The organism is Mycobacterium neumannii, assembly GCF_048452905.1.
Taxonomy (GTDB): domain Bacteria; phylum Actinomycetota; class Actinomycetes; order Mycobacteriales; family Mycobacteriaceae; genus Mycobacterium; species Mycobacterium neumannii_B.
Genome location: NZ_JBCGVF010000002.1, coordinates 48,341 through 61,448 on the forward strand (window position 1 = coordinate 48,341; position 13,108 = coordinate 61,448).

Below are 13,108 nucleotides of genomic sequence, written 5' to 3' on the forward strand. Positions count from 1 at the left end.
GTAACACGTTTCAGTTAGTCTGCTCGCCATGGGTGACTCAACGCTGACCACCGAACTGGGCCGGGTCCTCGTCACGGGAGGCTCGGGATTCGTCGGCGCCAACCTGGTGGCCGAACTGCTCAAGCGCGGACACGAGGTCCGCTCCTTCGACCGGGCCCCCTCGCCGCTTCCTGCGCAACCCGGCCTCGAGGCCGTCGAAGGCGATATCTGCGACCCCGACCAGGTCGCGGCCGCGGTCGCCGGCATCGACACCGTGTTCCACACCGCGGCGATCATCGATCTGATGGGCGGCGCGTCGGTCACCGACGAGTACCGCAAGCGCAGCTTCGCGATCAATGTCACCGGCACCGAAACCCTCGTGCGCGCCGCCCGCGCCGCCGGCGCCAAGCGCTTCGTCTACACCGCGTCGAACAGCGTCGTCATGGGTGGCAAACGCATCTCCGGCGGCGACGAGACCCTGCCCTACACAGAGCGATTCAACGACCTCTACACCGAGACGAAGGTCGCCGCGGAGAAGTTCGTGCTGGCCGCCAACGGAGTCGACGGCCTGCTCACCTGCTCGATCCGCCCCAGCGGTATCTGGGGCCGCGGAGATCAGACCATGTTCCGCAAAGTGTTCGAGAGCGTGCTGGCCGGACACGTCAAGGTTCTCGTCGGCGGCAAGAACGTCAAGCTCGACAATTCGTACGTGCACAACCTGATTCACGGTTTCATCCTCGCCGCCGAGCACCTCGTCCCGGGTGGCACCGCTCCCGGGCAGGCGTACTTCATCAACGACGGCGACCCGATCAACATGTTCGAGTTCTCGAGGCCGGTCGTAGAGGCGTGTGGCGAGCGCTACCCGAAGATCCGCGTGCCGGGCCGGTTGGTGTGGTTTGCGATGACCGCATGGCAGTGGTTGCATTTCCGATTCGGAATACCCAAACCGATGATCGAACCCCTTGGGGTGGAACGCCTTTACCTCGACAACTACTTCTCGATCGCCAAGGCCGAACGCGACCTGGGATACCGGCCGCTGTTCACCACGGACCAGGCGATGGCCGAGTGCCTACCCTATTACGTCGACCTCTTCCACCAGATGAAGAACGCGTCCAAGGATCCGACGGTCAGTGTCGCCGCGTCCGCCCCGCCCGAGGGCTGACCGCCGCGCGGTAGGTCAGTGAACGAGGTGGACCGGCTGATGCGTGGTCTGCTCGATCCGCGACGACGCGCGCTGCAGCAGTTCGGCACCCAGCGCGATCAGCCCTCTTGCCGCGGCGATCTCCTCGCCGACCAGCGGCTGCACTGAATCCTTCGGGTTGCGGTAGGCGTCGCCCTGGGCGGTCACCGTCTCGCCGTCGTCGCGCGTGGCGCACACCGTCGCGTGAGTGTGCGTCTCGTCCTCGTTGAACTCGATGTCGATGCGCCAGGCGTTGTCTTGAACTTTGTCGTACATACAGATCACCTTCCGGCTACCAGCGTGCTCCTCTCGTCGACGCTTCGCAGGCGTTTGTCCCGCGTTGGGGGCGACGACCGGGCATGGTGGTGGTGATGGTCGAATCACGGTTCACAACCAACGCGGGTGCTCGTCTGCACTACCTCGACTCCGGAGGGCCCGACCGTGGCGCGCCGGTCGTCTTCGTCCCCGGCTTCACCGACATCGCCGACGACTACGTCGAGGTGCTGCCGCTGTTCGGCCGACGGACGGTAGTCGTCGACCTACGCGGGCACGGACGCAGCAGCGCACCCGAAGGCGGTTACGACTCAACGACTCTCGGAACTGACGTCGGCGCGATCGTGGACGCGGTCACCGACGGTCCTGTCCACCTGATGACGTTCTCCCGAGGCACCCCTTACGCGCTGACCTGAGCGCTCGCGCATCGCCGACGGGTCAGCTCAATCTCGATCGGCGACTACGTTCCCGAGGAGATCACGCTGCCCGAAGAGGTCTCCACCCTCCTGCTGGACGGGCGGTGGCGTGGCACCCCGGTGCACGAACGGGTGAACCGGGCCGCCGGGGAGGCGATCTTCCGCGCCGCGCGCAAGCAGTCGTTCTGGGATCCGCTGGCGCGGTGGCAACCACCGCTGCTGGTGGTACGCAGCCCGAAGAGCCCGTTGATTTCCGACGCCGCCTGGGACCGCTATCGGGAGCTGTTCCCATCGGCGTCGCTGCACGTGTTCGCCGACTCGCCGCACGACATCTTCCGTCCCGACCGCGACCGTTACCCGGCGTTGGTCCGTGCACACATCGACGCGGTCGACGGCTAGGGCAGCGTCGCCAACGGCGTGACTTCGCCCCATGCCGCTGTTGATCAGCGCCGCATGGTCCAACCGCGCGTGCAGCGGGTGTGTGAGCGCAGACCATCACGCTGTCGAATTCTGCAGGAGGGCGGTCGAATCCGCGTCGACACAACCCTGCTGCAGTTCTCGGCGCAATGAAATGCACTTGACTCAGCCGGTCTCGGCGGCCTTCTTAATCGCCGCCAGCGTCGCAGGAATCCCGGTGCGGGCGGCTTCGCGGCGCTTGTCGATCTCATCGTCGGCCGTCTCCCCGAACCGCTCACGAAATCCGGCCACCCCCTTGGGAAGAAGCTCCCAGGATTCGGTGAGCCGTGTTCCGCCGTCCACCGGCTCGAAGGTGTAGCCCCAGTACACCCAGCCGTCGTTGACCTCCCACGCGAACTCGCGCCCGGGGGCGGCGGCAACGACCTGCGAGCGGGTCTCCCATGTGCGTTCGGGCGTCAAGTTGCGGCCGGTGAACCATGCGCCGACCCGTGGACCATCCCCCTCGTCCCACCAGCAGGCCCGGCAGATCGGGCTCCACTCGCCCATCCGGGTCACATCCGAGACCATCTCGTACAACCTGACGGGCTCCGCGGCCACGTGAATCGACTCGCTCATCTTCAGATCGCTCACCGGTCGAGTCTGTCAAAGCGCTAAGTTGAAACGCGTTCCACTCGCCGTCGAAAGGGCAACTGTATGAGCAACGGGCGGTCGGCCAGGGCGGCTGTGGTGATCGGCGCGGCGTCGGGCATCGGCTTGGCGACGGCGCGGGCGCTGGCCGCGGAAGGCGATCGCGTGACGCTCGCCGACCGCGACGTCGACGGCGCCCGCCAACACGCTTCCGAACTCGGTGACCCACACACCGCCGTGCACGTCGAGGTCACCGACGAGGCCTCGGTGCAGGCGCTGTTCGACCAGGCCGGCCCGCTCGACGTCGTCGTCAACTGCGCGGGCTTCAGCACCGTCGGGATGATCACCGACCTCGCCGTCGAGGACTTCCGCTCGGTCGTCGACGTCTGCCTCAACGGCGCGTTCATCGTCGCCAAGTACGCGGGCCGCACGCTGCGCGAAGGCGGCGCGCTGGTGTCGATCAGCTCGCTCAACGGCCGCCAGCCCGCCGCCGGGATGAGCGCCTACTGCGCCGCCAAGGCCGGCCTATCGATGCTCACCCAGGTCGCCGCGCTGGAGTGGGGGCCGCGCGGCATCCGCGTGAACGCTGTCGCGCCCGGCTTCGTACACACGCCGTTGACCGCCCCGGCTGCGGCCGTCCCCGGCGTCGTCGAGGAGTACGTCGAGAACACCGCACTGGGCCGCGCGGGCACACCCGAGGACATCGCCGAAGCGGTGCTGTACCTGTGCTCGCCGAAGGCGTCTTGGTTGACCGGCGAGGTGCTCGACCTCAACGGTGGCGCCCACATGAAGCGCTACCCGGATGTGATGGGACACGTCATGAGGCTTGCCACGCAATGAGATTTACCGGAAAGCAGGCCCTCGTCACCGGTGGCGGTTCCGGTATCGGCGCCGCACTGTGCCGGGCACTGGTCGACGCGGGAGCCGAGGTGGTGTGCACCGACGTCGACGGCGACGCGGCCGAACGCACGGCGGCCGGCCTCGGCGGTAAGGCCCGCGCCGCGCGCCTCGACGTAACCGATTCGGTGGCGGTGCAGGCCGCCGTCGACGATGTGGTGAACAGGGCCGGACGTCTTGACCTGATGTTCAACAACGCCGGGATCGTCTGGGGCGGCGACACCGAACTGCTGACCCTGGACCAGTGGAACGCGATCATCGACGTCAACATCCGCGGCGTGGTGCACGGGGTGGCGGCGGCCTATCCGTTGATGGTGCGCCAAGGCCACGGCCACATCGTCAACACCGCGTCGATGGCGGGGCTGACCGCGGCCGGGCAGGTCACCAGCTACGTCATGACCAAGCACGCGGTCGTGGGGCTCAGCCTGGCGCTGCGCTCGGAGGCCGCCGCGCGCGGTGTCGGAGTGCTCGCGGTGTGCCCGGCCGCGGTCGAGACGCCGATCCTCGACAAGGGTTCCGTCGGCGGTTTCGTCGGCCGCGATTACTTCCTGCAGGCCCAGGGCGGCAAGCCCTATGACGCGGACCGGCTGGCCCGCGACGTGCTACGCGCGGTCGAGAAGAACAAGCCGATCCTGGTCAAACCTCGCGTCGCGCATGCTCAGTGGATGTTCGCGCGCCTCGCACCGACCCTGATGAACCGAGTGTCGATGCGGTTCATCGCCGACCAACGCGCCAAACAAGCGCAAGCCAGGTCCGACACGTTGTAGACATAGCGGCAATGAGTACCGAGTTCTCGCTGCCTCAACGCCGTGCGCTGGCCGTAGCGACGGTCATCGCGGTCGCGTTCGGCGCGTACTTTCTGCGCGGCTTCTTCATCCTCATCGTGGTGGCAGCGGTGGGCGCCTACCTGTTCTCACCGCTGTACACGTGGCTCAACAAGAAGATGGGCCGGGCGCTGTCGGCGACGCTGACCGTGCTCGCGGCGTTCGCCGCGGTGATCGTGCCGCTGAGCCTGTTCGTCACGCTCGCGGTCGTGCAGATCTCGACCATGGTGGAGCGGGTGGCCGAGTGGGTCGGCCGCACCGACCTGTCGGCGCTCGGGGACCGGGCGCTGCAGTTCGTCAACGACCTGTTGCGCCGCGTGCCCTACATCGACACCACGGTCACCCCGGAATCGCTACGGAGTTCGATGGCTCGGGTCGCCCAGGAGGCCGGCCAGTGGTTGCTCGGCCTGCTGCAGGGTGCCGCCGGCGGTCTGTTCGGCGCCGTCACCGCCGCGATCCTGTTCGTGTACGTGTTCGTGTCGCTGCTGACGAACCGCGAACGCCTGGTGGCGATAATCCGCCAACTCAACCCCCTCGGCGAGGGGATCACCGACGTCTACATGGAGAAGATGGGCGCGATGGTGAAGGGCACCGTGATGGGCCAGTTCGTCATCGCGGTGTGCCAGGGCGTCGCGGGTGCCGCATCGATCTATTTGGCCGGCTTCCATCAGGGTTTCTTCCTGTTCGCCGTGCTGCTGTCGGCGCTGTCGGTCATCCCGTTGGGCAGCGGTATCGTCACGATCCCGTTCGGTGTCGGAATGATCCTGTTCGGCAACATCTTCGGCGGCGCGTTCGTGATCCTGTTCCACCTGATCGTGGTCACCAACATCGACAACTTCCTGCGGCCCATCCTGGTGCCGCGCGAGGCCCGTTTGGACGCCGCGCTGATGCTGCTCGCCGTGTTCGCCGGAATCAGCATGTTCGGCGCGTGGGGCATTGTGATCGGGCCAGTGCTGATGATCGTCATCGTCACCACGATCAGCGTCTACCTCGAGGAGTACAAGGGCGTGCCGATGCGCAGGCCTGACTCGGCCGACGAAAAACCCAAACGCCGAAACCCGTTCTGGTGGTTGGGCCGTCGTATCAAGGAGGCGCGGGCCAAAACCCAAGCCGACGAGAAACCTAAACCAGCCGTTCCCTGAGGAACGCGACCACGCGCTTGAGGGCCGCGTCGGTCGGATGCCCTTCCTGGTGACGCAGTTCCAACGTCAACACCGAGTGAGCCATCGCGCCGAAGCCGTGGTCGTTGCCCTTGCCCGAGTCGATCTCGATGACCTCGAACGCGTCACCGAGCCGGTCTTTGAGCGTCGCGAATCGTTCCGCAGGCACCAGCGGATCCTTGCTGAAGCGCAAACCCAGCGCGCACAATCCTTCGTCGGCGGCGCGGCGCTCGACGACCTCCAGCTCGGCCTCGGACAAGCCAGGGTCCCTGCGCTGCTTCGGTGTCAGCGGCAAGGGCAGCGACGGCTGGCTCAGCACCGGCGCGAGAACGCTGTCGTCGACCGCGGCGGCCAGGGCGAAGCCGCCCGTGAAGCACTGGCCGATGACCCCGACGCCCTTGCCCGGCGTCTGCGCGTTGAGGTCGCGGGCCAGTGCGCGCAGGTAGTGCGCGACGGGGCGGTCGGCGTTGGTGGCGAATGCGGCGAATTCCTTGGCCACGCACCCGCGCAGCATGACCGGCACCATGCCCGGGCGCATCGGCGGCGCACCGGGCGTGCCGAACAACGACGGAATCGCGACGGTGAACCCGGCCTCCACGAGGTGGTTGCCGAGCGCCAGGACGCCGGGGTGTACACCGGGCATCTCCGGGATGAGCACCACACCTGGGCCCTCACCCTTGCGGTACACGTCGTGGGTGTAACCGGCGGCGGTGAAGGGCGCGGCGGCCCATCCGTTGAGGCCGGCTTCCGGAGCGGCGTCGGCGGCGGTCATGGCTCCTCCGTGGTCTACGGCAGTGGTCTACGGCAGGGGCGCCGCGGTCTGCGTCGCCGCCGCGAGCGTACGAAAGTCGCCGGCATCCGCGGCGCCGGTCAGCGCGATCTGCGCCGGTCCGGTGGGGCCGGCCAGCCGCGTCGTCCACACCGGTTCGGCGGGCTTGCCGTCGTCGTCGCCGCCCTCGTAGACCACCCATTTCACGCCTTCGACATCCTGAACCCCAGTGGGCAGGACGTCGGACTCGAGCGAGGAGACCAGCTTCTCCTCGTCGGCGTTGCTCTGAGTCAGGCTCACATACATCCCGCTGGGTGCGAGATAACCGACGGTGGAGCTGACGGCACGCAGGGTCTGCCCCGTCGCGGGGTCAGCGCGACCGGCCTCGATGCCGTTGCGGCTACCCGAGTTCGACTGCCAGCCCTCGGGCAGTTGCGGGATCCGGATCGGGATCTTCAGCGCCTCGGCATCGGCACGTAACGCCGCGGGGGCGTCGAAGGACGGGACGGGACCGGCGCCTGGCCCCGCTCCCTGGAACGAGCACATCCCCAGCAACCCGGCCAGCACGATGCAGGCCAGCACCAACGGCGCCATCGACCAGAACATGTCGCGGCCGTCATGCAGCAGCCGCGACTTGGCGGGCTTGGGTGCCGGAGCCGGTTGCGAGGTCACTCCGCCAGTATCCCAGCTCCCGAACGCGGACCGGCTAATGGGACAATCTGGGCCATGAGTCCGACCCGTGGTGAAGCCCCAGATCGAAATCTCGCGCTCGAACTCGTCCGAGTAACCGAGGCAGGCGCCATGGCCGCCGGCCGGTGGGTGGGCCGCGGCGATAAAGAGGGCGGCGACGGGGCGGCCGTCGACGCCATGCGCGAGCTGGTGAACTCCGTGTCGATGCGCGGCGTGGTGGTGATCGGCGAGGGTGAGAAGGACAACGCGCCGATGCTCTACAACGGCGAAGAGGTCGGCAACGGGGACGGACCGGAATGCGACTTCGCCGTGGACCCGATCGACGGCACCACGTTGATGAGTAAAGGCCTTTCCAACGCCATCTCGGTGCTCGCGGTCTCCGAACGGGGCACCATGTTCGATCCGTCCGCGGTGTTCTACATGAGCAAGATCGCGGTCGGACCCGAGGCCGTCGACGCGATCGACATCACCGCCCCGATCGGGGAGAACATCCGCCGGGTGGCCAAGGCGAAGAACGTGTCGGTCTCCGATCTCACCGTGTGCATCCTGGACCGGCCGCGCCATCAGCAGTTGATCGCCGACGTGCGGGAGGCCGGCGCGCGGTGCCGGCTGATCACTGACGGCGACGTCGCAGGCGCGATCTCGGCGTGCCGCCCCAACACCAGCACCGACATGTTGGCCGGTATCGGCGGTACGCCGGAAGGGATCATCGCCGCGGCCGCGATCCGCTGCATGGGCGGCGCCATCCAGGGCCAGTTGGCGCCCAAGGACGACGAGGAACGCCAGAAGGCCATCGACCGCGGACACGACCTGGACCGCGTGCTGACCACCGAGGATCTGGTCTCCGGCGACAACGTCTTCTTCTGCGCCACCGGCGTCACCGACGGTGACCTGCTCAAGGGCGTGCACTTCTACAGTGGCGGATGCACCACGCAGTCGATCGTCATGCGCTCGAAATCGGGCACCGTGCGGATGATTGAGGCCTACCACCGGCTGTCCAAACTCAGCGAATACTCCGCTATCGACTTCACCGGCGACAGCAACGCCGTCTACCCGCTGCCGTAACCACAAGAGAAGTAAGGACATTCATGAGCGTCGACTCCGACAGCGCAGCCGAGACCGAGTACCGCATCGAGCACGACACCATGGGCGAGGTCCGGGTGCCTGTCAACGCGCTGTGGCGTGCGCAGACTCAGCGCGCGGTCGAGAATTTTCCGATCTCCGGCCGCGGCCTCGAGCGCACCCAGATCCGGGCGCTGGGGTTGCTGAAAGGTGCCTGCGCACAGGTCAACAAGGACCTCGGCCTGCTCGCGGCGGACAAGGCCGACGCGATCATCGCCGCGGCCGGTGAGATCGCCGACGGTCAGCACGACGACCAGTTCCCGATCGATGTGTTCCAAACCGGTTCGGGCACCAGCTCGAACATGAACACCAACGAGGTGATCGCCGGCATCGCGGGGCGCAACGGCGTGACCGTGCACCCCAACGACGACGTCAACATGTCACAGTCGTCGAACGACACCTTCCCGACCGCGACCCACATCGCCGCGACCGAAGCCGCTGTGCGCCACCTGATCCCGGCACTCGAGGTGCTGCACGAGTCGCTGGCCACCAAGGCGCGGCAGTGGCGCACCGTCGTCAAGTCCGGGCGCACCCACCTGATGGACGCCGTGCCGGTGACACTGGGCCAGGAGTTCAGCGGCTACGCCCGCCAGGTCGAAGCCGGCATAGAGCGGGTGAAGGCCACGCTCCCAAGACTCGGCGAACTGGCCATCGGCGGCACCGCGGTGGGCACCGGTCTCAACGCGCCCGAGGACTTCGACGAGCGTGTCGTCGCCGTGTTGCGCGAGCAGACCGGCCTGGCCGAATTGCGGGTTGCCGCCAACCATTTCGAGGCCCAGGCGGCCCGCGACGGACTGGTCGAGGCCTCGGGCGCGCTGCGCACCATCGCTGTGTCGCTGACCAAGATCGCCAACGACATCCGGTGGATGGGCTCGGGACCGCTGACCGGGCTCGGCGAGCTTCAGTTGCCCGATCTTCAGCCGGGCAGCTCGATCATGCCGGGCAAGGTGAACCCGGTCATTCCCGAAGCCATCACGCAGGTGGCCGCGCAGGTGATCGGCAACGACGCCGCGATCGCGTGGGGCGGCGGCAACGGCGCCTTCGAGCTGAACGTGTACATCCCGATGATGGCCCGCAACATCCTCGAGTCGTTCAAGATCCTGACCAACTCGTCGAAGTTGTTCGCCGAGCGCTGTATCGACGGCCTGGTGGCCAACGAGGACCGGCTCCGCGAGCTGGCCGAGTCGTCACCGTCGATCGTCACGCCGCTGAACTCGGCGATCGGCTACGAGGAGGCCGCCGCGGTCGCCAAGCAGGCGCTCAAGGAGAAGAAGACCATCCGTCAGACCGTCATCGATCGAGGCCTGATCGGAGAAAAGCTGTCCGAGGAGGAACTGGACAAGCGCCTCGACGTGTTGGCGATGGCCAAGGTGAAAGACGACGAGCGCTAGAGGTTTTCGCTCTCCGTCGTACATCGCGGACCGACCGAAAGAGGAAAAGGCGGTAGCGGACTTCCTCCAGTCCGCTTCGCATGCGCCGTCGGCTCTGTTGATCGAGGGCGAAGCCGGGATCGGTAAGACCACGCTGTGGCAGGCGACGTACGAGCTCGCCCGCAGCCGTGGTTTCCGTGTGCTCTCGGCCAGGAACCCGAGCGCCGAATCGGTGCTCGCCTACGCGACGTTGACCGAACTGCTCGTCGACGTCGAAGCCGCCGAGTTCGGCGACCTGCCCGCCGCCCAGCGCAGCGCCATCGAGCGGATCCGCCGCGACGACCACGCCGATGCCGCACCCACCGACCGGCGCGCCAGGTGAACTCTTTCTCAGTGCAAAGACCGTCGAGGCCACCCTTGCGCGGGTGTACCGCAAGCTCGACATCCGGTCCCGGGCCGAGCTAACCCGGGTTATGGGTCAGTCCGGCCGCTAAGGGGTATAGAGGTGTCGCCCGCTTCCGGCTCAGCTGCGATTCTGGGGAGACGCAAGGGGACCCAGGAGATACCGTGATCGGCCAGTCGACACATCAGCACGCCGTCGTTGCCTTCCTGGACGCGATGACGCTGGGCCCGTCGGCCTTACTGATCGACGGTGAACCGGGAATCGGCAAGACCACGCTGTGGCTGGCCGCGGTCGAGCAGGCACAGCAACGCGGATTTCACGTCCTGTCGACCCGACCGGCGGCCGCGGAGTCGGTGCTCGCCTACACCGCCTTGGCCGACCTGCTCGAGGAGGCCGACACGCGCGCGAGGGCCGACCTGCCGACGCCACAACTCCTCGCGATCGACCAGGTGCTGCTGCGCGCCGACGACGACGCGGTGACCGATCAGCGTGCCGTGGCCGCCGCGTTCCTGTCGGTGGTCGAACGGCTCAGCGTGGACCGCCCCGTCCTGCTGGCCATCGACGACCTGCAGTGGCTCGACCCATCGAGCAAGCACGTCATCGCCTTCGCGCTACGCAGGCTCACGGGGCGTACGGGGCTGCTGGCCAGCCTGCGTACCGAATCCGACGATGGTGTGGTCGACGACTGGCTGCAGTTGTCGCGACCGGACGCGGTGAATCGAATCCGGTTGAGCCCGTTGAATGTCGAGGATCTGCATCGTGCGGTCTCCGCACGGCTGCGACGCCCCTTCTCACGCCCCACCATCGGCCGGATCCACCAGGTGTCGGGCGGGAACCCGTTCTACGCAATCGAATTGGCCCGTTCGCTCGATGAACGGGCACCGGGCATCGACGCGTCGCTGCCTCGCACCCTGACCGACGTGGTGCGCACGAGGCTCGGCAGCCTCGACACCGACGTCCACGACGCGCTGCTGGCCGCTTCGTGCCTTGCCGTGCCGACGGTCGAGCTCGTGTCGAAGGCGACGACGGGCGACGAGGACCGGCTGGTCGAACTGCTCGAGATCGCCGAGAGCAAGGGCATCATCGCTATCGACGGTAACCGGATCGGGTTCGCGCATCCGTTGCTGGCCAGCGGGGTCTACACCGAGGCGCCCCCCGGCCGCCGCCGGTCGATGCACCGGCGGCTCGCCGAGATCGTCGACGAACCCGAACTCCGGGCTCGACACTTGGCGCTGGCCGCCACCAAAGGCGACGAGGTCACGCTGGAGGCCCTCGACAGGGCGGCGGAATCGGCGCGGATGCGCGGTGCTCCTGCCGCGGCGGCCGAGCTGGTGGACCTGGCCATCGGCCTCGGCGGGAGCACCGCGGAGCGGCGGCTGCGCTCGGCACTGCACCACTTCGACGCTGGAGAACAGGAGCGCGCGGCGGCCGTCCTCGCCGAGGCCGTCGAACAACTGCCCACGGGCGCGTTGCGCGCCGAAGCGTTGAGCCGACTGGCGGTGGTGCGGCTGTACGGGGACGGATTCATCGAGAGCGCACGGCTGCTGCGCGAGGCACTCGACGAGGTACACGACAACCACGCACTGCGCGTGCAGACTTTGATCACGTTGGCGTACACGCTTTTCCACGCCAACCAACTACAGCAGGGCCTGGACACCGCCGCGCAGGCCGTTGCGAACGCCGAGCCCCTCGACCAGCCGCACCTGCTGAGCATGGCACTGGGATTGCTGGTCATACTGCGGTTCGCCGCCGGCCACGGCTACGACGAGGAGACTTTGCAGCGCGCCTTGCAGCTCGAGGATCCCGAGGCGTACGCACCGTTGGTGTTCCGGCCCACCATGCAGCACGCCCTGCTGCTGGAGTGGACCGGCCGGCTCGACGAAGCGCGCGGTGTCGTGGACAAGATCTGTGCGCGGTGCCTGGAGAAGGGCGAGGAGGGCGAGCACGTCTTCGTCTCCCAGCACGTGGTGACGAACGCGATCGCGCGCGGTGATTTCGTCACGGCCAACCTGGTCGCCGAGGACGCCGTGGAAAAGGCCCGGCAGCTCGGGGGGCAATACCTCGCAGTTCCTGACCCAGAGCTTGCGGGCCCAGCTGGCCACGTTCGCCGGCCACGAGGAGACCGCCCGCCGGGCGATCGAGGATGCCCTCGAATGTGCAAGGCAGACCGGCACATTGCGCATGGCGGATCGGGTGCGGGCGACCCTCGGGTTTCTCGAAGTCTCGCTGGGCGACCACGAAGCCGCGGCGGCCGCGCTGCAACCGATGCTCTTCCAGTTCGACCCCGACAGCACACCGACCGAACTGCCCAATGCCGCCTACCTGTCCGACGCGATCGAGGCGCTGATACATCTCGACCGCCTCGACGAGGCGGAACCGCTCACCGCCGCGCTGGAGAACAACGGGCGCAGGACGAACCGGGACTGGATGCTCGCGGCCGGTGCGCGATCACGCGCCATGCTGCTGGCCGCGCTCGGCGACCTCGACGCCGCCCACGAAGCCGCGCAGCGGGCGATGGCCGCCCATCGCCGTCTGCCGATGCCGTTCGAGCGGGCGCGGACCCTGCTGACCCTGGGCCAGATCGAACGCAGACAACGCAAGAAGGACTCGGCGTCGGCACACCTTCAGGAGGCCCTCGAGGTCTTCGAGCGTCTCAACATCCCGCTGTGGGCGGCCAGGGCCCGCGCGGAGTTCTCGCGTGCGAGCGCCCGACCTCAGCGCAGCGGGGAACTGACACCGTCCGAGCAGCGGATCGCAGAACTCGTGGCGAGCGGAATGAAGAACCGCGACGTCGCGGCGGCGCTGTTCATCAGCCCCAAGACCGTCGAGGCCAACCTCGCGCGCATCTACCGCAAGCTGGGGATCAAGTCGCGGGCCGAACTGGGTCGACATGTCGGGCGGCCCGGCGGACCCCAAAAAGGGGACCACACATAGGGAAACACCCTATTCCTCCGGTCCGGCCACAGGACTTACCGTCGTAA

Annotated in this window: 15 protein-coding genes and 2 pseudogenes; 11 read left to right on the plus strand and 6 right to left on the minus strand. The window is 67.6% G+C overall.

Annotation, left to right across the window (positions count from 1 at the left end; translation table 11 throughout):
• Positions 1–28: 28 nt before the first annotated feature.
• Entirely contained in the window at positions 29–1,141 is a 1,113-nt protein-coding gene (locus AAHH99_RS04805) for an NAD-dependent epimerase/dehydratase family protein (protein WP_418767649.1), read from the plus strand.
• Between the two features lie 15 nt (positions 1,142–1,156).
• On the opposite strand, the gene AAHH99_RS04810 is transcribed toward AAHH99_RS04805, so the two are convergent.
• The gene (locus AAHH99_RS04810; protein ID WP_064395004.1) at positions 1,157–1,435 is read right to left on the minus strand and encodes a dsRBD fold-containing protein; all 279 of its coding nucleotides are present in this window, start codon (positions 1,433–1,435) and stop codon (positions 1,157–1,159) included.
• 95 nt (positions 1,436–1,530) lie between these two features.
• Between AAHH99_RS04810 and AAHH99_RS04815 the strand changes: the two are divergent.
• A pseudogene (locus tag AAHH99_RS04815) lies at positions 1,531–2,247 on the plus strand (alpha/beta fold hydrolase).
• Between the two features lie 183 nt (positions 2,248–2,430).
• Here the strand turns inward: AAHH99_RS04815 and AAHH99_RS04820 are convergent.
• Positions 2,431–2,880: an SRPBCC family protein gene (locus AAHH99_RS04820; RefSeq protein ID WP_418767870.1), complete on the minus strand. Its 450-nt coding sequence runs from the start codon at positions 2,878–2,880 to the stop codon at positions 2,431–2,433.
• Positions 2,881–2,958: 78 nt separating this feature from the next.
• On the opposite strand from AAHH99_RS04820, the gene AAHH99_RS04825 reads away from it, so the two are divergent.
• Genes AAHH99_RS04825 through AAHH99_RS04835 form a run of 3 tightly spaced genes read left to right on the plus strand, consistent with a single transcriptional unit; the run spans position 2,959 to position 5,755 of the window.
• The gene (locus AAHH99_RS04825; RefSeq protein WP_418767650.1) at positions 2,959–3,732 is read left to right on the plus strand and encodes an SDR family NAD(P)-dependent oxidoreductase; all 774 of its coding nucleotides are present in this window, start codon (positions 2,959–2,961) and stop codon (positions 3,730–3,732) included.
• On the plus strand, positions 3,729–4,556 hold the full coding sequence (locus AAHH99_RS04830) for an SDR family oxidoreductase (protein WP_418767651.1): 828 nt from the start codon (positions 3,729–3,731) through the stop codon (positions 4,554–4,556). Before AAHH99_RS04825 ends, AAHH99_RS04830 begins: the two co-directional genes overlap by 4 nt.
• Positions 4,557–4,567: 11 nt before the next feature.
• Positions 4,568–5,755 (plus strand): AI-2E family transporter, encoded by a 1,188-nt coding sequence (locus AAHH99_RS04835; RefSeq protein ID WP_418767652.1) that lies wholly within the window; start codon positions 4,568–4,570, stop codon positions 5,753–5,755.
• On the opposite strand, the gene AAHH99_RS04840 is transcribed toward AAHH99_RS04835, so the two are convergent.
• Together AAHH99_RS04840 and AAHH99_RS04845 are read right to left on the minus strand one after the other, a co-directional pair.
• Positions 5,736–6,545 (minus strand): dienelactone hydrolase family protein, encoded by an 810-nt coding sequence (locus AAHH99_RS04840; RefSeq protein WP_418767653.1) that lies wholly within the window; start codon positions 6,543–6,545, stop codon positions 5,736–5,738. The genes AAHH99_RS04835 and AAHH99_RS04840 overlap by 20 nt on opposite strands.
• A 27-nt stretch (positions 6,546–6,572) precedes the next feature.
• Complete coding sequence (locus AAHH99_RS04845; protein WP_418767654.1) at positions 6,573–7,214, minus strand: DUF4245 domain-containing protein; 642 nt, start codon at positions 7,212–7,214, stop codon at positions 6,573–6,575.
• 54 nt (positions 7,215–7,268) lie between these two features.
• Here AAHH99_RS04845 and glpX point away from each other — a divergent pair, with 54 nt between their 5' ends.
• The 5 genes and pseudogenes from glpX to AAHH99_RS04870 all read left to right on the plus strand — a co-directional run.
• The gene (glpX, locus tag AAHH99_RS04850; protein WP_066847329.1) at positions 7,269–8,297 is read left to right on the plus strand and encodes a class II fructose-bisphosphatase; all 1,029 of its coding nucleotides are present in this window, start codon (positions 7,269–7,271) and stop codon (positions 8,295–8,297) included.
• Positions 8,298–8,320: 23 nt separating this feature from the next.
• Positions 8,321–9,745, plus strand: coding sequence for a class II fumarate hydratase (locus tag AAHH99_RS04855; protein WP_418767655.1), 1,425 nt, complete (start codon positions 8,321–8,323; stop codon positions 9,743–9,745).
• Positions 9,746–9,767: 22 nt separating this feature from the next.
• Positions 9,768–10,106 (plus strand): AAA family ATPase, encoded by a 339-nt coding sequence (locus tag AAHH99_RS04860; protein WP_418767871.1) that lies wholly within the window; start codon positions 9,768–9,770, stop codon positions 10,104–10,106.
• Positions 10,075–10,218 carry a LuxR C-terminal-related transcriptional regulator gene (locus tag AAHH99_RS04865; protein ID WP_418767656.1) on the plus strand — a complete coding sequence of 48 codons (144 nt, stop codon included), beginning with the start codon at positions 10,075–10,077 and terminating at the stop codon, positions 10,216–10,218. Before AAHH99_RS04860 ends, AAHH99_RS04865 begins: the two co-directional genes overlap by 32 nt.
• Before the next feature lie 124 nt (positions 10,219–10,342).
• Positions 10,343–10,696 (plus strand): annotated as a pseudogene (locus tag AAHH99_RS04870) (ATP-binding protein); the annotation flags it as partial.
• Between the two features lie 222 nt (positions 10,697–10,918).
• Here AAHH99_RS04870 and AAHH99_RS04875 read toward each other — a convergent pair.
• Both AAHH99_RS04875 and AAHH99_RS04880 read right to left on the minus strand, forming a co-directional pair.
• Positions 10,919–11,698, minus strand: coding sequence for a hypothetical protein (locus tag AAHH99_RS04875; RefSeq protein WP_418767657.1), 780 nt, complete (start codon positions 11,696–11,698; stop codon positions 10,919–10,921).
• Between the two features lie 66 nt (positions 11,699–11,764).
• Positions 11,765–12,229 carry a hypothetical protein gene (locus AAHH99_RS04880; RefSeq protein WP_418767658.1) on the minus strand — a complete coding sequence of 155 codons (465 nt, stop codon included), beginning with the start codon at positions 12,227–12,229 and terminating at the stop codon, positions 11,765–11,767.
• Between AAHH99_RS04880 and AAHH99_RS04885 the strand changes: the two genes are divergently transcribed.
• Positions 12,210–13,061 (plus strand): LuxR C-terminal-related transcriptional regulator, encoded by an 852-nt coding sequence (locus AAHH99_RS04885; RefSeq protein WP_418767659.1) that lies wholly within the window; start codon positions 12,210–12,212, stop codon positions 13,059–13,061. The genes AAHH99_RS04880 and AAHH99_RS04885 overlap by 20 nt on opposite strands.
• Positions 13,062–13,108 lie beyond the last annotated feature (47 nt).